13 protein-coding genes are annotated in these 21103 nt (G+C 51.2%); 12 read left to right on the top strand and 1 reads right to left on the bottom strand.

The features are described 5' to 3' along the window. Positions 1–73: 73 nt before the first annotated feature. The 6 genes from HF324_RS28640 to HF324_RS28615 all read left to right on the top strand — a co-directional run bounded on the left by HF324_RS28640 (position 74) and on the right by HF324_RS28615 (position 10965). Complete coding sequence (locus HF324_RS28640) at positions 74–1318, top strand: aminotransferase class V-fold PLP-dependent enzyme (RefSeq protein WP_168806701.1); 1245 nt, start codon at positions 74–76, stop codon at positions 1316–1318. A gap of 629 nt (positions 1319–1947) precedes the next feature. Then, positions 1948–5145 (top strand): SusC/RagA family TonB-linked outer membrane protein, encoded by a 3198-nt coding sequence (locus HF324_RS28635; protein WP_168861424.1) that lies wholly within the window; start codon positions 1948–1950, stop codon positions 5143–5145. Positions 5146–5165: 20 nt separating this feature from the next. Continuing rightward, the gene (locus HF324_RS28630; RefSeq protein ID WP_193114971.1) at positions 5166–7085 is read left to right on the top strand and encodes a RagB/SusD family nutrient uptake outer membrane protein; all 1920 of its coding nucleotides are present in this window, start codon (positions 5166–5168) and stop codon (positions 7083–7085) included. Positions 7086–7114: 29 nt separating this feature from the next. Further along, complete coding sequence (locus HF324_RS28625) at positions 7115–8338, top strand: DUF5000 domain-containing lipoprotein (RefSeq protein ID WP_168861423.1); 1224 nt, start codon at positions 7115–7117, stop codon at positions 8336–8338. Between the two features lie 14 nt (positions 8339–8352). Then, complete coding sequence (locus HF324_RS28620) at positions 8353–9075, top strand: DUF4998 domain-containing protein (protein WP_168861422.1); 723 nt, start codon at positions 8353–8355, stop codon at positions 9073–9075. Between the two features lie 750 nt (positions 9076–9825). Next, positions 9826–10965 (top strand): glycoside hydrolase family 88/105 protein, encoded by a 1140-nt coding sequence (locus HF324_RS28615; protein ID WP_168861421.1) that lies wholly within the window; start codon positions 9826–9828, stop codon positions 10963–10965. 97 nt (positions 10966–11062) lie between these two features. Here HF324_RS28615 and HF324_RS28610 read toward each other — a convergent pair whose 3' ends face one another. After that, positions 11063–11362 (bottom strand): hypothetical protein, encoded by a 300-nt coding sequence (locus HF324_RS28610; protein ID WP_168806694.1) that lies wholly within the window; start codon positions 11360–11362, stop codon positions 11063–11065. A 242-nt stretch (positions 11363–11604) separates the two neighbouring features. Between HF324_RS28610 and HF324_RS28605 the strand changes: the two genes are divergently transcribed. From HF324_RS28605 to HF324_RS28580, 6 genes are all read left to right on the top strand, one after another. Next, on the top strand, positions 11605–12204 hold the full coding sequence (locus HF324_RS28605; protein ID WP_168806692.1) for an RNA polymerase sigma factor: 600 nt from the start codon (positions 11605–11607) through the stop codon (positions 12202–12204). Between the two features lie 105 nt (positions 12205–12309). Then, positions 12310–13308 (top strand): FecR family protein, encoded by a 999-nt coding sequence (locus tag HF324_RS28600; RefSeq protein ID WP_168806690.1) that lies wholly within the window; start codon positions 12310–12312, stop codon positions 13306–13308. A gap of 417 nt (positions 13309–13725) precedes the next feature. Continuing rightward, positions 13726–17370, top strand: a complete 3645-nt coding sequence (locus tag HF324_RS28595) for a SusC/RagA family TonB-linked outer membrane protein (protein WP_168861420.1) — start codon at positions 13726–13728, stop codon at positions 17368–17370. A gap of 10 nt (positions 17371–17380) precedes the next feature. Then, complete coding sequence (locus HF324_RS28590) at positions 17381–18868, top strand: RagB/SusD family nutrient uptake outer membrane protein (RefSeq protein ID WP_168861419.1); 1488 nt, start codon at positions 17381–17383, stop codon at positions 18866–18868. 27 nt (positions 18869–18895) lie between these two features. Beyond that, entirely contained in the window at positions 18896–19795 is a 900-nt protein-coding gene (locus HF324_RS28585; RefSeq protein ID WP_168806684.1) for a zinc-binding metallopeptidase, read from the top strand. A gap of 10 nt (positions 19796–19805) precedes the next feature. Next, positions 19806–21101, top strand: coding sequence for a DUF4302 domain-containing protein (locus HF324_RS28580; RefSeq protein ID WP_168806682.1), 1296 nt, complete (start codon positions 19806–19808; stop codon positions 21099–21101). Positions 21102–21103 lie beyond the last annotated feature (2 nt).

Below are 21103 nucleotides of genomic sequence, written 5' to 3'. Positions count from 1 at the left end.
TTATAGTGTGATAACGGATAATTTAGTCGCAATAGCGCCGGTAATTTTGTGGTATAGCAAACAACAATATACCATGACGTCCGCATTATCTGTTCCAACGCCACTCAATACGGTGTTTTCTCCGGAAGAAATTCAACGCTTCAGGAAAGAGACTGCCGGTACCCGCCATGTCATCCACCTCAACAACGCAGGGGCCGGGCTGATGCCCGATGTGGTGACGCAGGCGCAGCTGGACCATATTTCCCTGGAATCCCGCATCGGAGGGTATGAAGCCTCGGCGTTGCAGGCTGAAGCGGTAAAAGCTTTCTACCAGCAATGCGCCCTGCTGCTGAACTGTAAACCTTCCAATATCGCCTTTACGGCCAGCGCTACCGATTCCTATACGCGGGCGTTGTCGGCCATCCCCTTTGAAAAAGATGATGTGATACTGACGGACCGCGACGATTTCGTTTCCAACCAGATCCAGTTTCTTTCTCTTCAGAAACGGATAGGCGTCAGGATCGTACACATCAACAATGCTGCCGTCGGTGGGGTGGACCTGAACGATCTGAAGGAAAAGCTGTATCACTACCGGCCCAAACTACTGGCGATTACACATATTCCCACCAATTCAGGACTGGTGCAACCGGTGCATGAGATCGCCGCTGTTTACAGTGACTATGTAAAAGCGCATCCGGGTAAAACGTGGTACATCCTCGACGCCTGCCAGAGCGCCGGACAGATGAAACTGGATGTAAAGGCGCTGCAATGCGATTTTTTAAGCATGACCTGCCGGAAATTTCTGCGAGGCCCCCGCGGTACCGGCGCACTATACATTGCAGACCGTGCGCTGGAAGCAGGGTTGGAGCCGATGTACATCGATATGCGCGGAGCCGAATGGACAACGAAAGACACCTATCAGCAGCAGCCCGATGCAAAGCGCTTTGAGGATTGGGAGTTTGCCTATGCCACAGTCATCGGTACCAAAGCCGCCATTGAATATTGCCTGCAGATAGGGGAGGAACGTATCTGGCAACAGGTACGGCTGATGGCCGCTATCACAAGGGAAAAGCTGGCGGCGATTGACAAGGTCGCCGTACTGGACCGCGGACCGGAAAAAGGGGGACTGGTAACTTTTCATGTAGCCGGTAGTGACCCGGTGCACATCGTAAGCGGACTGTCAAAAAGAAAGATCAACGTCGTGCCCAGCTACCGCGCATTCGGCCTGCTGGACTTCGATGATAAAGGTGTGAAATGGGCTGTACGAGCTTCGCCACATTATTATAATACCGTGGAAGAAATAGATGCGTTCATCGCATCGCTGAGAGAAATTATCTGAATACAAAGCCGGGCATCTTGCTGACAAAAGATGCCCGGCTTTTCTATTAACATCCTGGCAGCGAAAAAAGTACACGTCTTGGGTAAAATCAGATGAATAACCTACACTATTTTTCTTCATATTTGTTATGAGATTCAACCGAAATTTAATGACCTTGCGCAAACAGAACCAAGAAACCCGTGAATCCCGAAAGGCGCTGTAAATTCCAAGCAGAACTGTATTTCCACTGACTGACAAAAGCTGATCCTTGTACTGACAGGCGTTATGAAATTCTAAAGACGACTACTTATCCACAGATCTTTCGCTGACTAATGCCGACGAGAAAAGACGATGTTGCGGCTATTTTAATGCAAACGATTGCATTTCAAATGGTTAACGGCCGACGCGCTGCTGCAGATTATCACAGTAGCAGGTGCTTTTTCTGCATTTTTAATGCAAACGATTGCAATATTAAACAGTTATTTATCAATTCTAAAAACAGTACGCATGTACGAAACACTACCAGTACCACGATAAAAACAATACAACACTGATATCAACCAAAACAGTTTAATGACCGGCAGCGTGATAACCGCTCCCTGCCCGGGAGGCCTATGCCCATATGCAAGGTCTGCCTAAATAAATTTCACATGAAAAACAGCATTCCCTTCCTCCTGTGTTGCACATGGATATCATTACTGCTACTCCTGCCAGGAAAAACGCCCGCGCAGCACAAGCAGACGTCCGGCGCCGTCACGGAAAAAATCCGAAAAGAAGTCCGCGGACTGGTGACCGATACCTCCGGCGCACCTATGCCCGGCGTTACCGTGCTGGTGAAAAACAGCCCGAACATCGGAACCACCACCGACATGAACGGCCGCTACATTCTCGCCGTACCGGACAACACTACCGTCATCGTCTATACGATGGTAGGGTATACGCCACAGGAATTGCCACTCAACGCCCGCGGTGTCATCAACGTACAACTGAAAACATCTTCCAGTCAGCTGAATGAAACCGTCGTGGTAGCCTATGGCAAACAGAAAAAGGCGTCCGTCATCGGTTCCATCACCACCATCAATCCGGGTGAACTGAAAGTGCCCTCCAGCAATCTCACCACCGCACTGGCAGGCCGCCTCGCCGGCGTCATCGCTTATCAGCGCAGCGGCGAGCCCGGCATGGACAACGCAGAATTTTTCATCCGCGGCGCCACCACCTTCGGCTACAAAAAAAGTCCGCTCATCCTCATCGATGGTATCGAATACGATGTCACAGAACTGGCCCGCCTTACGACAGACGATATCGCCAGTTTCTCCATCATGAAAGACGCAACGGCCAACGCCCTTTACGGCGCCAGGGGCGCCAACGGCGTCATCCTCGTCACCACCAAGGAAGGGAAAGAAGGGAAGGCCAGATTTAACCTGCGCCTCGAAAACTCTATCTCCGCACCTACCCGCGATGTGGAGCTGGCAGACCCCATCACTTATATGGAACTGAACAACGAAGCAGTGCTCACCCGCAACCCGCTGGCGCCGGTTACCTACCCGCAAAGTAAAATAGACAACACTAAAGCCGGTACAAACAGAGACGTATTTCCTACCACCAACTGGAAAGAAATGCTCTTTAAAAAACAGACGGTCAACAAACGCGCTAACTTCAACCTCAGCGGCGGCGGACAAATAGCGACCTACTTTGTCTCCGGCGGCTATACGAAAGACAACGGTATCCTCAACGTAGACGGCCGTAATAACTTTAACAACAACATCGACCTCACTACCTATACGCTGCGCTCCAACGTCAACATACGGGTGACGAAATCTACTTCCGCCATGGTCCGTCTCCATGGCACCTTCGACGAATACAAAGGTCCCATCGACGGCGGTGAAAAACTTTATCAGAAAATGATCTGGTCCAACCAGGTACTCTTCCCCGCTTACTACCCGGCCGACGACGCCCACCAGTTCGTTGCCCACCCGCTGTTTGGTAACTTCAACAACGGCGAATACCTTAATCCCTACGCCGACATGGTGAAAGGGTATAAACAATATTCCCGCTCCCTGATGCTGGCACAGTTCGAACTAAAACAAGACCTGTCTTCTTTCATCACCAAAGGACTGTCTGTCCGCGCCATGATGAATACCAACCGCCAGGCTTACTTCGATGTGTCCCGCCAGTACACGCCCTTCTGGTATGCCGCCAATAACTACGATAAACTCAGCAACACCTATGTATTGCGCGACATCAACCCTGACCAGGGTACAGATTACCTGAACTATGTACCCGGTAAAAGGACCGTGGCGTCTACCTTCTACCTGGAATCTGCGGTTGACTATAACCGGACTTTTGATAAACATGGCCTCGCTGGTATGCTCATCTTCATTGCCCGCAACAACCTCCAGACCATCGACGATATTTCCAACCCCAGTGTCAACCTGCTGCAGAAATCACTGCCGTCCCGCAACCTGGGCTTGTCCGGCCGCGTTACCTATTCTTACGACAACCGCTTCTTCGGGGAATTTAACTTCGGCTATAACGGCTCCGAACGTTTTTATAAAACGGAACGCTACGGCTTCTTCCCCTCCGCAGGAGCAGCCTGGTTCGTTTCCAACGAAAAATTCTTCCAGCCGCTGGAAAAGGTCATCACCAAACTCAAGGTCAGAGCCAATTATGGCCTTGTAGGCAATGACGCGATCGGCAATGAAGACGACCGCTTCTTTTACCTCTCCAACGTCAACATGAACGACAGTAAACGTGGCGCTACCTTTGGCGTAAACGGCGGCTATAACCGCCCGGGCATCTCCATCGGCCGGTATGACAACCAGGCTATCACCTGGGAAACGGCCAGGAACTCCACTTTCGGGCTGGAGATCAGCCTGTTCAACAAACTGGACATCATCGCGGAGTATTTCACGGAACAACGTTACAATATCCTCATGGACAGGGCCTCCACGCCCAAAACCATGGGCCTTCAGGCTACGCCCAAAGCCAATGTGGGCAAGGCGCAGTCCAATGCTTTCGACTTCACCGCTGATTTTAATACCAACATCGGCAGGGAATTTTTCCTGACCATGCGCGGTAACTTCACCTTCGCCCGCAACAAGTTCAAAGCGTACGAAGAACCGCGTTACGACGAGTGGTACCGCTACCATGTAGGCTACCCGATTTCCCAACGCTGGGGATATATCGCGGAACGTCTCTTTATCGATGATGAAGAAGTAAGAAGCTCCCCACAACAAGCTTTCGGCAATTTCAAAACCATGGGCGGCGATATCAAATTCCGCGATGTGAACGGCGACGGGCAAATTACGCCCAGCGATATGGTGCCCATCGGTTACCCGACCACGCCGGAAATCATCTACGGCTTCGGCTTCAGCGCTAAATACAAAGGCGTGGACTTCTCCGCTTTCTTCCAGGGCTCTGCGCGGTCGTCTTTCTGGATTGATGTAAACGCTACCTCTCCTTTCATCGATGTGGACGACAACAGCGCTGTCACCTCTGAAACACAGCTGCTGAAAGCATATGCAGACAGCCACTGGTCGGAGGAGGACCGCAACCTGTACGCCCTCTGGCCCCGCCTCAGCCCTGTGCTCAATACCAACAGCACCCAAAGCAGCACCTGGTTCATGCGCAACGGCGCCTTCCTCCGCCTCAAACAGGTGGAACTGGGGTACACGGTGCCACAGCACCTTATAAAACGTATCCATATGTCTAACCTGCGGGTGTATGCCAATGCCACCAACCTGGTCACTTTCTCAAAGTTCAGGCTGTGGGACATCGAAATGGGCGGCAAGGGCCTTGGGTATCCCATCCAGCGGGTAGTCAACTTTGGTTTGATGGTGGGCTTCTGATAACGACTAAAAATATAATCATGAGATATAAAATAATGATCGCGCTGGTATGGACAGGTGTTTTGTGTTCCTGCAGCAAATATCTCGATGTGGTGCCGGACAACGTGCCTACGATCGACAATGCTTTTACCCTGCGCTCTTCCGCAGAGAAATACCTGTTCACCTGTTTCTCCTATATGCCCCGGAACGGGCATTTCAACGATAACGTAGCTTTCAACGGGGCTGATGAAGTATGGTATGATGACCCCATCCGCGATGTGGACCCTACCAATTTCAATATCGCCAGAGGACTGCAAAGCATGACCAGTCCGCTGGCCAACTACTGGAGCGGCACCGCCCGCGGTACTTCACTTTTTACAGGCATCCGCGACTGTAACACTTTCCTTGCCAATATCGGTAAGGTGAGAGAGTTACGGCCGTACGAGCGGGAGCGGTGGACCGCAGAGGTAAAATTCCTGAAAGCCTATTACCATTTCTTCCTGCTCCGCTGCTACGGACCTATCCCCCTGATCAAAGAAAACCTGCCGGTATCGGCAGGCTCCGAAGAAGTACAGGTATACCGTCAACCGATAGATACCTGTATCAACTACATTGTGCAATTGCTGGATGAAGCTGCGGGCAACGAGTTCCTGCCGGCTAAACTGGAAGGCACCGAGAACACCGAACTCGGAAGGATCACCAAATGCATCGCACTGGCGCTGAAAGCCAAAGTGCTGGTAACCGCCGCCAGTCCCTTCTTCAACGGCAACCCCGATTACAGCCGTATGGTGGACAACCGTGGTGTACAGTTGTTTCCCGCCAGCTACAGCGCCGAAAAATGGGCCAGGGCGGCGCAGGCCTGTAAGGAAGCGATCGAGCTTTGTCACGCGAATGGTTACACGCTGTATCACTTCCCCGGTAACTTCGGCTATAAGATCAACGACACGTTACAGACGCAGCTGGATATCCGTGCAGCCATGACCGATAAACAGAACAATACAGAGGTGATCTGGCCCAATACCAACAGCACCGCCGGCGATATACAACGCTGGTCTATGCCGCTGATCGCCAATGGCGCCAGCACTTCCGGTCCTAAAGGCATCATCGCGCCCACGCTGAAAATGATAGAAATGTTTTACAGCAAAAACGGGGTGCCCATTACCGAAGACAGGACCTGGGATTACAGTAAACGTTATACCCTGCGTACCGCTGCTGCTGCCGATAAATATTACATCCGCACCGGTGAGCAGACCGTGGAGCTGCATTATGACCGTGAACCGCGTTTCTACGCTGACGTAGCCTTTGACCGCGCTGTATGGTTTGGCAACTGGATACTGAACTACAACAAAGACAGCGCCCTGTATTTCGTGAAAGCCCGCGCTACGGAAATCGCCTCCAGAAGAGGTATCAGCAACTACTCCGTGACCGGCTACTGGGTGAAGAAAACGGTCAACATAGAAAGCAGCGCAGCTACCGATGGTAACATCACCAGTGGGCTGGTTGCTTATCCGTGGCCCGAAATGCGGCTCGCTGATCTTTACCTGCTGTATTCGGAAGCGCTTAATGAAGTAGACGGTCCGGGCGCAGCTACCACGCAGTGGATCAACCTCGTACGGGCGAGGGCAGGACTCAGATCCATAGAAGAATCCTGGACCAACTTCTCCAAAAATCCGGTGAAATATACCACCAAAGAAGGCCTGCGAGAGATTATCCAGCAGGAGAGGGGCATAGAGTTGTGTTTCGAAGGCCAGCGTTTCTGGGACCTGAGGCGGTGGAAGACCGCCCATGTGGCGCTCAACAACCCGATCAAAGGCTGGGACATCACACAGAATGCCGCGCCCTCCTATTACAAGGAAGTCCTGTTGTTCAACCAGCGCTTCGGCATGCGTGATTACCTGTGGCCAATAGAAAACGGGGAGATGATCATCAACAAAAACCTGGTACAGAATCCCGGGTGGTAAAATTTTTCATGATGCTAAAACTTACTGAAATGAAACGTTTTCATATTCTCTTGTGTATTATGCTGGCTACCCTCAGTGCCTGTAAACAGGACCATATAGGACCAATTTCCGGCGATAAAACGCCTCCTAATCCGATCAGGAACCCCACCGCTGTGGCTATGGCGGGAGCGGCGGAAATTTCCTATTCCCTTCCGGACGATCAAAACCTCTCCTATGTGCGGGCTGAATTTGAGATCAATGGCGTAAAGAAAGAGGCGAAATCTTCCTATTTCAGAAGATCGGTGCGGGTGGAAGGTTTCGGTGATACCGCGGAACATACCGTAACGCTTTATGCCGTTAGCCGCGCAGAGGTGGCTTCTTCGCCTGTGCAGATCAAGGTGAAACCACTGCCGCCGGCTATCTGGAAAGTATATAAATCGCTGGAGGTGGCGGAGGCTTTCGGCGGACTGCAGGTGAAATTCAGCAATGAAGATAAGGGCAAGATTGTGATCGTTACGCTGCTTTATGATCCTGCCGCCAGGGAGTGGCGTAATGTGAATAACTTTTATTACGGGCTCGACTCCGGCAAATTCACCGTGCGCGGGCTGCAGCCGGTGAAGCAGCAGTTCGGCATCTATATCAGAGACCGCTGGGACAATAAAAGCGATACCCTCCGGTTTGAACTGACACCTATATACGAAGAAGAGCTGGACAAGTCGAAGTTCGCCAGCGCTATGAAGAAAAAGTATCCCATACCGCAGGTGGCGCCATTGCCGAAAACGCCCGGCGTACAGATCGTAGAGCCGGGCAACCTGTCATCCTGGCCCATTGATAACATGTGGAACGGCATCATTGGCAACGAAGGGTATCATACCACGGAAAACAAAGATGTGCCTGTCTGGATACCGATAGACCTTGGCGTAAAGGCGGTGATCAGCCGCTACAAGATCTGGCAGCGGCAGGCGGCCTATATCTACAACCATGGCAATCCGCATGAATGGGAATTGTGGGGCACCAATACCCCCACAGATGTGAACAGCTGGGTGAAGCTGGACCATCAGGTCATGGAGAAGCCTTCCGGCTTGCCACTGGGCCAGAATTCCAACGAAGACATCGATGCTGCCGCGGCGGGGCAGGAGTATGAACTGCCGATCGGTGCGCCGGCGGTACGGTACATTGCCTGGAAACACATCGATAGCTGGGCGGCTGTTGACGGTATTATCGGGCATCTTCACATCAGTGAAATCGCTATCTGGGGACAAATCAAAAAATAATCAAAACAGTTATCATGAAAAATATAAAAGCCCGGTGGCTGCTGCCGGCGATGGTATTGCTACTGACAGCCTGCAGTAAAATGGACGATACCTATAGGCAGTTCCTGGACGGAGGGGAGATTATCTATACCGGTAAGGTGGATTTCCTGGAAGTATTCCCGGGAAAGAACAGGGTATTGTTATCCTGGTACCTGGTATCCGACCCCAAGATCACGATGTGCCGCGTATACTGGAACCAGCGGAGGGATTCAACGGAAGTGGCCGTAAAACGTACAGGCGGTACCGATACAATCCGGCTGATACTGGATAAGCTGCCGGAAAATATATACACTTTCCAGGTGTATACCTACGACAATGCGGGGCATTCGTCCGTAAAGGAAGAGGCGATAGGTAACGCTTACGGCGACGCCTATATCTCCACGCTGTCTAACCGGCCCGTGCGGGCGGCCAAATATGACGCGGCTAAAAACGAAGCGACCATCTGGTGGTTTGGTGTGAATAATCAGGTACAATATGTGGAGGTATTATATACTAATTCCGCCGGTATGGAAACGAAAGTGGTGCAGCGAGCTGACAGTGTACCGGAAAACCCGCGCGATCCGCTGGAGTTCCGCGCCTCACTGAAACTGCCGGATTACAAGGCAGGCACATCCTTCCGCTTCAGGACCGCCTATAAACCGGTGAAGATAGCGATCGACACATTTTATACTGCTTATGAAACGCGGGCGGTGCAATAATGAAGGCTCCATAGGCCTGATTGCCGGATTGGTGTTCGCGTGTTTCGTGTTGCATGTTCCATGTTCAGTGTTCGCGTTTTTTGTGTCCCGTGTCCCGTGTTCCGTGTTTCGTGTTGCCTGTTCGTGTTGCCTGTTGCATGTTGCATGTTCCGTGTGCCGTGTTCCATGTTGCCTGTTGCATGTTCCATGTTCCGCGTTCCGCGTTCCATGTTGCATGTTCCGCGTCACGCGTATTCCACGTCACGCGTATTCGGCGTCACGCGTATTCGGCGTCACGCGTATTCGGCGTCACGCGTATTCGACGTCACGCGTATTCGACGTTACGCATTTAGATTCCCCGGGCTCACGCCCGGGGCTACGATGTCATTCGGGTCTGTTATCCGCAATATGGTAGTCTATAGGCCTCCATACAAGTCGAGCTGCAAAAAATGCCTGGATAACATCGTAGCCCAGGGCGTGAGCCCTGGGTTTCATGGGTTTCATGGGTTTCATGGGTTTCATGGGTTTCATGGATTTCGTGGGTTTCATGGATTTCGTGGATTTCATGGATTTCGTGGGATTTCGCGGTATTTCACGGGGTTTCTTGAATTTCACAAGATTTCACGGTATTTCACGCGTTTCACAGCGTTTTTACAGCAAAAAAATTGTAACCGGAAATGTGTATTTTGGCAGAACATGACGACGCACCCGTCGTATAGCTTTTCCCGTTATAAAATACAGTCACTGATACAGAGAAAAACAATCCACTATATGAAAACAATGATGGCAGGCCTGTTGACACTGCTGGTGTTCAACACAGGAATGGCTACAGCACAGAAAAAATCCGCCGCTGCGGACCTGACACATTTTCCCAAGGGAAGTACGCCGAAAGAAATCGGTAAAAGAGTGGCGGAGCGTTTTGTCGCCTCGCCGCACCCTAACTTCGGAAAGCCTACGTCGCCGAAGAAAATCACCTATCCGGAAGTTTGCACGTGGTATGGTGCGCTAACGTTTGCACAAGAAAGCGGCGACAAGGCGCTGACCGACAAGCTGGCTCAGCGTTTTGAGCCTTTCTTTACCACAGAAGCCGCGTTGGTGCCGGCTGCCGACCATGTAGACCACACCGTTTTCGGCGCGGTACCACTGGAGCTGTATATACAGACAAAAGACAAACGTTACCTGGACATGGGAAAAGCCATTGCTGACAAGCAGTGGGGCACACCGGAAGGTCCGCACGTAAAGCCGCAATCCCAGGGATATGCCGACCGGGGGCTGACCTGGCAAACGCGTATGTGGATTGACGATATGTTTATGATTACCGCTGTGCAGTCGCAGGCTTACCGTGCAACCGGCGATAAGGCATACATTGACCGTGCCGCAAAGGAGATGGTCGTTTATCTGGATTCCTTACAGCAGCCTAACGGCCTTTTTTATCATGCGCCGGACGTGCCTTATTTCTGGGGCCGCGGCGACGGCTGGATGGCGGCAGGTATGAGCGAACTGCTGCGTTCCCTGTCCAAAGACAATCCCGACCGGGAGCGTATCATGAAAGGATACAAAATCATGATGGCATCCCTGCTGAAGTACCAGGCGCCGGATGGCATGTGGCGCCAGTTGATCGATGATCCGGAAGCATGGCCGGAGACTTCCGCTACAGGTATGTTTACTTTCGCCATGATCACCGGTGTAAAGAACGGCTGGCTGGATGCGGCCACTTATGGCCCTGCGGCGCGCAAGGCCTGGCTGGCGCTGGTGAAGTATATCGATGACAACGCGGATGTACGGGAGGTATGTGAAGGCACCAATAAAAAGAATGACCGGCAGTATTATCTCGACCGCGGCCGTATTACCGGTGACATGCACGGACAAGCGCCCGTGTTGTGGTGTGCCACGGCATTGCTGAGAAAATAGAAATTTTGAAATTATTGATTTACGGATGTTGGAATTTATTTGACCATCTGGCTATTTTAAAATGCTCAATAGTCAAATAAATTCCAACATCCGTAAATCAATAAATTCGTAAATGCGCCGCTTCATCAGTGATCTCGTCTTCCTCCTCTTCCTCCCGTTCCTGCTGCTTTTCCGCCGCCTCTGCTGCGGTATCCCTTCTGTCTTCTTCCTCCATTAATTCGTCTATTTCAAGATCGTCTTCTTCTTCGTTCAGAATATCTTCAGAAGCATCTGTACTGCGTGACTGCTCATCCTGGTTGCCCCGCTGAGGCACCGGTTCCTGTTGATGATTGATGACTTCGTCCGGTTGAATATCATCTTCACGCAGGGGTCCTATGGGTGTGTGCTGCGTAGTCATATCGGATCGTTTTTACTGGTAACCCCCCAAAAGACACGCCGTATTTTCGCAACGATTTTTGCTATTAATTCTAACTATGTATATAATAATTTATAATTATAACTAATACGAATTTAATTATTAAATAATAATATTTGTTACTAATTTATACGGTCGAATGAATGGCCATTGTATGAGAAACCTGGCTTTTTCTTAGCCATATAAATTGTATTCCACGGTATGATTTATATAAAAGAAAAGATATGAACATAACAGATGCTGAATTGGTTTTACGGCTCCGGAACAACGACGTGAGCGCTTTTGACAGCCTATATCGGAACTATCATCAGGCCGTATACCGCAATATCCTCAAGTTTGTAAAAGATGCTGCCGTTGCGGAAGACATCTTACAGGAAGTGTTTGCCAGGTTGTGGGAGAAACGCCAGGAGATACAGGCGGAGCAGTCGGTAGGCGGCTGGCTGTTTGTGATCAGCTTCAACCTCTCGGTCAGCTGGGTGCGCAAAAAACTCAAAGAGCAGGCGCTGCATAAAAACCTGCTGGACCTCGGGCCGGAAGATCATATGATGATTGACCGGAAAAACATGGACGAGGAACAGTACAGCCTGCTTGAGCAGGCCATCGCCCAGTTATCTCCCAAAAAAAGAACGATTGTTACCCGCTGCAAGCTGGAAGGCAAAACCTATGATGAAGTCGCCAGCGAACTCAATATTTCCCGCAACACCGTTAAAGAACATCTCTCTGCCGCTATGGTCAAATTAAATGACTATATGCTCCGCAATGGTGACCATAAATACATCGTTCTTTTCCTTTTTTTCTTTACCTGTCACAACGCTTCCAATTAAGTTTCTGATAAGAAATGAATTAGGATAAAATAAATATGTTTTTTCTCCGGGAATTACCCCCCCACTTTTTATCAACCTGCGTATTTAAATTAAACCGTCACGATAGTGCACAACAGAAAGGAATACCTCAGACAACTGCTACATACGGAGAACTGGTCTGCCACAGAGCAGGAATGGATGCTACAGTACCTGGAAGAAAACGATCTGTCTGACCTGGAAGCGGTAGCCAAAGAGTACTTTCAGGCGGAAGGCCCTGAAATAAAGAATTTACTGGACGAACGGTTATCAGCCCGACTGCTGAAAAAAATACATCGCCGTGCAGGCATTTCGCAGCCGGGTATCTTCGCCCTATACGGAAGAAAAATAGCTGCTGCTGCAGCCGTAGTACTACTCGCCGGCGCATCCTGGTACCTGCTGGTACGCCAGCAGGTGAAACAACTGGTGATGAGCAGCGGCAACCAACATAAAACAGTGACATTGCCCGACGGATCTATGGTATACCTGGAAAAAAGTTCCAGCATCACCTATCCCGAAAACTTCGGAAAAAAAAACAGAACGCTGCAACTCAACGGTGAAGCCTTCTTCGACGTAAAACAGAACAGTAAACATCCGTTTGTGATATCCTCAGCCCTGATCAACACCACCGTACTGGGCACCTCTTTCAACATGGAAGCCCGTAACAACGGTGTCGCGAAAGTAGTGGTGGTATCCGGCAGCGTACAGGTAAATACCCGTACCGGTGAAACCAGTCCGCAGCATCAACTGGTGCTCGGCGCCAACAAGAGCGCAGTTTACCATGCCGCTTCCCGGGGACTGGAATTGATAGACGCTACAGACGATGCACGCTTTTTCCGGCAGAAACAGAGCGGAAAATTTACCTATAAAGGACAGCCATTGTCCGCAGTGCTCAACGACCTGCAACGCTTTTACAACGTGCCGGTCAGCGCCGACAAAAAAATGGAACGCTGTAGCTTCTTTGGCGACTTTAATACCACCGATGATCTGCAGGAAACACTCACAATCATTGCCGTGACCTTGAACGCCAGCATTAAAAAGGATGCTAACGGAAACGGATATGTTATAGTTGATGGCAATTGCCACTAATAACCGATTAAAGAAGAAAATACCGTTAACCAAAATCAAATGCAAGATGGAATACTTGTTTTGTAGCTGAAGACCTGACTTACTTAGAGAAATAAAAGTTGTATTGCTGGTAAGCTATCCTGTGTAACTTTTAGCCTGGAAATGGTTCTCATCCCTGGTTATCTGCCATTGATGGAATACGCCTGTATTCTTTCAACAGGGCCCCTATTGCCAATACATTCCCGATATTTTTTCATTTCACAACCAAACTAAATTGCTATTATGAATCATATCGCTTCTTTCTCGTCTGGTTAATAATAATTGTCTTATAGACACTAAAAAATGAACTGCACAGCAGAAGGCCCTTTATTGCCCGGTTTTCCAGCAAAGCCGGATAGGGATTCCTATTACCCGGAATGAAACAAACATTTATTCAATATGCATAGTAAAACCCGATACTACATTTGTTGTCTGACGCTCTTCCTGTCGCTGTTCCACCTGCAGGCGGGCGCCGTGGATCTCCAGGATGCGCTCGACAAAAAAATAACCCTCCACCTGCACGATGTGGTACTGAAAGATGCACTGGAGAAAATCAGCAACCTCGCGGAAGTATCTTTTGTATACGTAGGCAGCGAAGTACTGAATGCCAACAAAATCAGCATCTCCGCCCGTAATGAAAAAGTCGGTGATCTGCTGCACAAAATATTAACGCCCTACGCCCTGTCCTATAGCGTTATCTACGATCGTATCGTCATTAAACACGACGCCTCCCGGAAAGTACCTGCCCTCGCTACTGTCAGTACTACACGGCAGGTCACGCCGCGCTTCACGGACGTGAAAGGTGTGGTAACCTCTGAAAAGAAAGAACCGTTGCCTGGTGTGACCATCATCGTGAAAGGATCTTCCAGGGGTACCACCACCAACGCGAAAGGTGAATTTGAAATCCGCAGAGTGCCCGGCGACGCTGTACTGGTGTTCAACTTCACCGGGTATAAAATGGAAGAAGTTCACTCCAGCGAATTCAAAAGCGGCAACCTCACCATCGTTATGAAAGAAAAACCCACCCGCCTCCAGGAAGTGGTGGTCACCGGCTTTCAAAGCATCGATAAAAGTAAATTCTCCGGAGCGGCTACCCGCCTCAAAGGCGACGATGTAAAAATTGACGGGATAACAGATGTCAGCCGTATGCTCGAAGGCCGCGTAGCCGGTGTCGCCATACAGAACGTGTCCGGTACCTTCGGCACCGCGCCGAAAGTAAGGGTGCGCGGCGCTACTTCCATCAACGGCGACAACAAACCGCTCTGGGTGGTAGACGGCGTGGTGCTGGAAGATGTGGTGAACATCTCCAACGATCAGCTGTCCAGCGGAGATCCCACCACTTTGCTGGGTTCGGCGGTGGCCGGCCTCAACGCCAATGATATTGAAAGTTTTGATATCCTGAAAGACGCCGCCGCTACCGCATTGTACGGCGCCCGCGCGATGAACGGCGTCGTGGTGATCACCACCAAAAAAGGTCGTGCAGGCAAACCCGTTATTGCCTACAGCGGCAACTTCAGCACCCAGCTGAAACCGAACTATAACAATTTCAATATCATGAACTCCGGCCAGCAGATGTCTGTGCTGGCGGAGTTGGAACGTAAAGGCATCCTCACTTCGGATATCCTTTCCCGTGGTGATATCGGCGTTTTCGGCAAACTTTACGAATCACTGGATGCAGACGGTGACGGCAATTTCCCCGTGCAGAACGATCCTGCCGCCATGAAAGCCTTCCTGCTGCGCTATGCCAACGCCAATACCGATTGGTTTGGCCTGCTGTTCCGCAACAACTTTGTTCAGGAACATTCGCTCAGCATCTCTTCCGGTACCGATAAATCACAGTCCTATTTCTCCACCAGCTTCTACAGTGACAATGGCTGGACACTCGCCGATAAAGTAAACCGCTATACCCTCAATTACCGTAATACCTATAAATTCTCTGACCGGCTGACCGCCGGTTTCTCCGCTTTGGCATCTGTGCGTCAGCAAAAAGCGCCGGGAGCACTAACCCGCAGCAGTAATCCGGTGGAAGGACAATATGACCGTGACTTTGACATCAACCCGTTCAGCTACTCGCTCAATACCAGCCGTACCCTCACCGCCTATGATCAGAATGGCCACCTCGAGTACTTCCGGAGAAACTTCGCACCGTTCAACATCATCAACGAGCTGCGCAACAACTCCCTCAACCTGAACATGATGGACCTGCGCCTCCAGGGCGATCTCGGCTGGAGGCTCACCCGTAACATCCGTTACGAATTTACCGGCGCCATCCGCTATGTAAAATCCTCCCGCGAACACCAGATCACGGAGAACGCCAACATGGCCAACGCATACCGCGCCGCCGGCAACGCCACCATTGCGCGGAACAACAAATTCCTCTACCGCAATCCTGATGATCCGGACGCGCAGCCCGTCATCGTACTGCCCGCCGGCGGTTTCTACAACCGCACGGAAGACCAGCTGATGAACTTCGATTTCCGTAACGGCCTTACCTATGCCGACACGTTTGCACAGAAGCATAACATCAACCTGCTGGTAGGACAACAGGTGAAGTATGCCGACCGGCAGAACGCATCCAACACAGGCTACGGCTATCAGTACGAAAACGGAGGAACACCGTTTGTCGATTACCGTATCCTCAAGCAGACCATCGAGTCCAATTTCCCTTACTACGGCATGGGCCGCGACTATGACCGCTTCGCGGCCTTTTATGCTTCCGGCACCTATGCCTACAACAACAAATACAACCTCACCGCTACCGGTCGTTACGACGGCTCCAACAGGCTGGGACAATCCCGCAAAGCCCGCTGGCTGCCCACCTGGAGCGTGGCCGGTTCGTGGAACATGGAGCAGGAACCCTTCCTGCAGAAAGTGAACTGGCTCAACTACCTCACGCTGCGCGCCAGCTACGGTCTGACCGCCAGCATGGGCCCCGCTACCAATTCCAATATCGTTTTCCAGACTATCAACACCCGCAGGCCGCACCTCAATGAAGTGGAATCTGTGATCGCCCTCGCGCACCTGCAAAATGATGATCTCACCTGGGAAAAGCTCTATACTACCAACCTCGGACTGGACGGCGGTTTTTTCAACAACCGGCTCAATATCTCACTGGATTTCTACACCCGCAAGAGCTTCGATCTTATCAGTATTATCAAAACATCCGGCATAGGTGGCGAAATGTACAAAGCGGCCAACTATGCCGATATGACTTCCAAAGGAGTGGAACTGCTGATCGGAGGGGATGTGGTGCGTAAAAAGGACTGGGGTTGGAAAGCCAACATCACCTTCGGTTACAATACCAATAAGATCACCAATGCCAAGAACATCCCGGCCATTTTTGATCTGGTAGTAGCGGAAGGCGGCAACAAAGAAGGATACCCGGTGCATAGCCTGTTTTCCTTACAGTACAAAGGCCTTTCTCCGAAAACAGGCATGCCCTCCTTCATCAACCAGGATGGTGTGGTAAGTCCCGATGTTAACCTGCAGGACCTCAAAACAGCCCAACTGGTGTATGAAGGACCGGTAGATCCCCCGGTGACCGGCGGTTTCTCCAATACTTTCCGCTATAAAGCCCTTTCACTCAATGTCTTCTTTACCTATCAATGGGGAAACAAAATCCGCTTGTACCCGGCTTTTAAAACCGCCTATTCCGATCTGGATGCCATGCCCAAAGAGTTTTACGACCGCTGGGTAATGCCGGGAGATGAAGGGACCACCCGCGTGCCTTCCATCCTGGATGCCTATGAGCAAACACTGATCCGGGGCGCTTATCCGTACAACAACTACAACTATTCCACTGAACGGGTGGCTAAAGGTGATTTTATCCGGTTGAAAACCGTATCACTGACTTATCAGCTGCCCGTTTCCCTCATCCGCCGTGTTGGTTTCAACAGCATGTCGGTGAGCGGCGCCGCTATCAACCCCTGGCTCATCTATGCCGATAAGAACCTGCATGGCCAGGACCCGGAATTTTTTAACTCCGGCGGCGTAGCCCAGCCTATTCAGAAGCAATTCACCCTGTCAATAAAAGTTGGTATTTAAAAATGGACCTATGGAACTGAGATATATAACTGTTTCGACTACACGTTTTATAAGACCCTTTGTGACAGCTGCGCTGACGGTAGGCCTGCTCTCACTGGGCGGCTGCCGCAAGTACCTTGAGCAGGTGCCTGACAGCACCTGGACAGACCTCAGCACGCCCGACAAGGTATCTAAACTGCTGGGGACCGCTTACCCGCAGTCGTCCTATGTCACCATGTGCGAAGCGATGACAGACAACGTGTCCGACAAAGGCGCCGGTGTCATCAGCCGCCCCAACCAGGACGCATACTTCTTCCGGGATATCCAGTCCATCGAACAGGATTCTCCCGAAGCTTACTGGACGGCCTGTTATGTGGCCATTGCCGCTGCCAACCAGGCATTGCAGGCCTGCGATAAAGCCTCCGATAAAAAAGCGTACACCACACAACGGGGAGAGGCGCTGGTAGCCCGTGCCTATGCACACTTCATGCTGGTGAACATCTTCTCCCGGATGTACGATGCAGCTACCGCTGCCAATGATCCCGGCATCCCTTATGTGACCGTTCCGGAAACCGTGGTGATCAAACAGTACGAGCGCAAGACCGTGGCCTATGTGTATGATATGGTGGAGAAAGACCTGCTGGAAGGCCTGCCGTTGATCAGCGATGATGCATACAAAGTACCGCGTTACCATTTCAACCGCAGCGCTGCCTATGCTTTCGCTACCCGTTTCTATCTCTACAAAAAAGACTATGCGAAGGTGGTGCAATATGCCGACATGGCCTTTGCCAACAACGATGTGGCCAACAATATGCGCGGCTGGAACACTTCTTACAGCAGCCTGTCACCCGAACAGATCTTCGACCTTTACGCCAACGCCAAAGAGAACGCCAACCTGTTACTCGTGGAAACACAGTCCCTCTATGGCCGCAGCGTGGGCCAGTACCGCTATGACCTGGACTATGCCAAACAGATACAGATTCTCGGGTACAACGTAACCGGCGGCCGCTGGGCTTACCCGGTGTATTACACCGGCTCCCAGAACTATTTCGTGCCCAAGCTGACGGAATACTTTGTGAAGTCTTCTGTTAATGCAACTATCGGACAGCCTTATGTAATGGTGCCTTTGTTCACCACCGAAGAGGTGTTGTTCAACCGGGCGGAAGCCAATGCCCACCTGGGAAAGACGGCTGCCACACTGAAAGATCTTAACCTCTTTGCCAGCAAGCGTATCCGGAACTACGATCCGGCTGTTCACACCATCACCACTTCCTCCATCCGGAGCTTCTACGGTATCAGCAATGAAAAGGACGGCCTGGTTCATACCATTCTCGACTTCAAAAGAGCAGAGTACCTGCAGGAAGGTATGCGCTGGTTTGACCTGCAGCGCTATAAAATGACGGTGGTGCATACCACCCGTGAAGGAGAGGTGCTGGAGCTGAAGCCCGGAGATAAGCAATGGTTGTTCCAGATACCTCAATCCGCCACCACCTCCGGCATCGCATTAAATCCAAGATAATAATCAACCAAACCAAAATCGCTGCATATGAAACTTTTTCTTCTCGCTTTGTCCTTTCTGCTGCTGATGTCATGCAGCAAGAAGGATGACCTGGGCAAGGTAGACGACATCCCCGGACTGGGAGGCGACACCTGGGTGAAAGGCCCGCTGGACCGTTGGCTTTTTGATACGCTTACCGTACCCTATAATATCGCCGTAAAATACAAATGGGACCAGTTTGAATTTGAACTGAATAAAACGTTGGTGCCTCCCCGTGAGGACAAGATCATCCCGGTGATGAGCGCTATTAAAAAAGTATGGATGAGCACTTATATCGCGGAAGCCGGTGAGTTGTTCTTCCGCCGCTACTGCCCGAAGTATTTTATCCTCAGCGGTAGCGCCAGCTGGAACGAAAACGGCACCATCACGCTGGGTACCGCGGAAGGCGGCCGCAAAGTAGTGCTGTACCTCGTCAACGATTTCGTTACCCGCGACATGCCCAATTATAAACCCGGCGACTCTGCCAACGTAAAACAGATGTTCCATGTCATTGAACATGAATTTGGCCATATCCTGCACCAGACAGTGATGTACCCGGTGGAGTTCAAACGCATATCCGCCGGTCTGTATACGGCCAACTGGAACAATATCGATGATATGTCCGCCCGCAGGGACGGCTTTGTAACACCTTATGCCATGTCCGGTTACGATGAAGATTTTGTGGAGATGATATCTACCATGCTCGTAGAAGGCAGGGCCGGATTCGACAAGATCGTGAACAGCATACCTCCGGGATACAGTATCAACGGTACGCCGCAGGCAGAAGCCAAAGCGCGGCTCCGCCGCAAGGAAGCCATGGTGGTCAGCTACTACCAGACCGTATGGCACATCGATTTTTACAGCCTGCAATCCCGCACCAGAAGAGAAATCAACAAGCTATTGTATTAACCACTTGGGTATGAGAAAGAAACTTTTGTACTTATTACTGGTCCTTGCAGGGTTCTGTTCCTGCAGGAAAGAATCGGACCCGCTGTTTAGCAAATCGCCGGATGAGCGTCTCAACGACACCTTACAGCGATATCAGCAGATACTGACCCACGCACCTTACGGCTGGAAAGCCATGGTGTATCCGGGCGGCTCTCCCAAGTCGGTGTACAGCTTTTATTTCCGGTTCAACGACTCGAACCGGGTACAGATGTACAGCGACTTTGAAGCTTCTTCCACTGTCACTGCCAAAGAAAGCAGCTGGCGGCTTAAAGCATTACAGCAGCCGAGCCTACTGTTCGATACCTACTCTTACCTGCACGTGCTCTGTGATCCCGATGCGGGCGAGAACGGCGGCGAATACGGCAGAGGGCTGGGATCGGACTTCGAGTTTGCCATCAACGGCATGACCGGCGACACGATGGTACTGACCGGCCGTTTCAACAGGAGCCGGGCCATATTGGTAAAGGCCACTCAGCAGGAACAGGCAGATTATTACCAGCAGCATATCAACCGTAGCATCGACAGCGTTCGGAACATACTTACCTATTTCCATAAGCTGACCACCGGTACGGGGCGCTACGATGTGGATGTCAATACGCTGACCCACCGCATCACCTTTACCTGGGTGGCAGGCGGACAGGTAAAAACCGCAACTACCGGTTACTACTATACGGCTAAAGGCATTGCCCTGTCGCCGGCGTTTTCCGATGGTACCACTACTATCAGCCACTTCGATAACATCAGGTTTGAAGACGGCGCCGTTAAAGGCACCATCAACGGGCAGCCTGCCAGTATCTCCGAAACAGTAAGGCCGCTGGCCATAGACGCGGCTGCGCCCAGGCGCTGGTACCAGTATGCGCTTAATCAGCGCCGTTACTGGATTGCTGAAAGAGGCTTCCATGTCAACGGGGTGGATGACGCTTACGGGCTGCATACGCTGCCGGATTACATCGCAGCCACTTTCTGGCCTGAAGCAGCCGGTCCGGGTTCCGGTATCGATGCCTTTGGCATCATCGTGCCGGACGAAGGCCAGCCCACGCTGATGTATGGCGTACTGCACGCTACCCCCACCTTCACCAGTGATGGCCGTGTGATCTTCAACGACGGGGGCATGTTTGGCGACCCGCCGCCGGACCCTACGCCGTTGTTGCGTACGCGTGCGCTGATGGCGGAACAGACAGGTTTCTTCCTTGTACAGACAGGCGCCACCACCTATGACATGGTCAGCGCCAAAGACGGTAAATCATGGATCACCTGGGTGTTCTGATA

Source organism: Chitinophaga oryzae (assembly GCF_012516375.2).
GTDB classification, from domain to species: Bacteria; Bacteroidota; Bacteroidia; order Chitinophagales; family Chitinophagaceae; genus Chitinophaga; species Chitinophaga oryzae.
The sequence above is the reverse complement of the archived record's forward strand: the minus strand, read 5'-3'. Positions and strand labels throughout refer to the sequence as shown.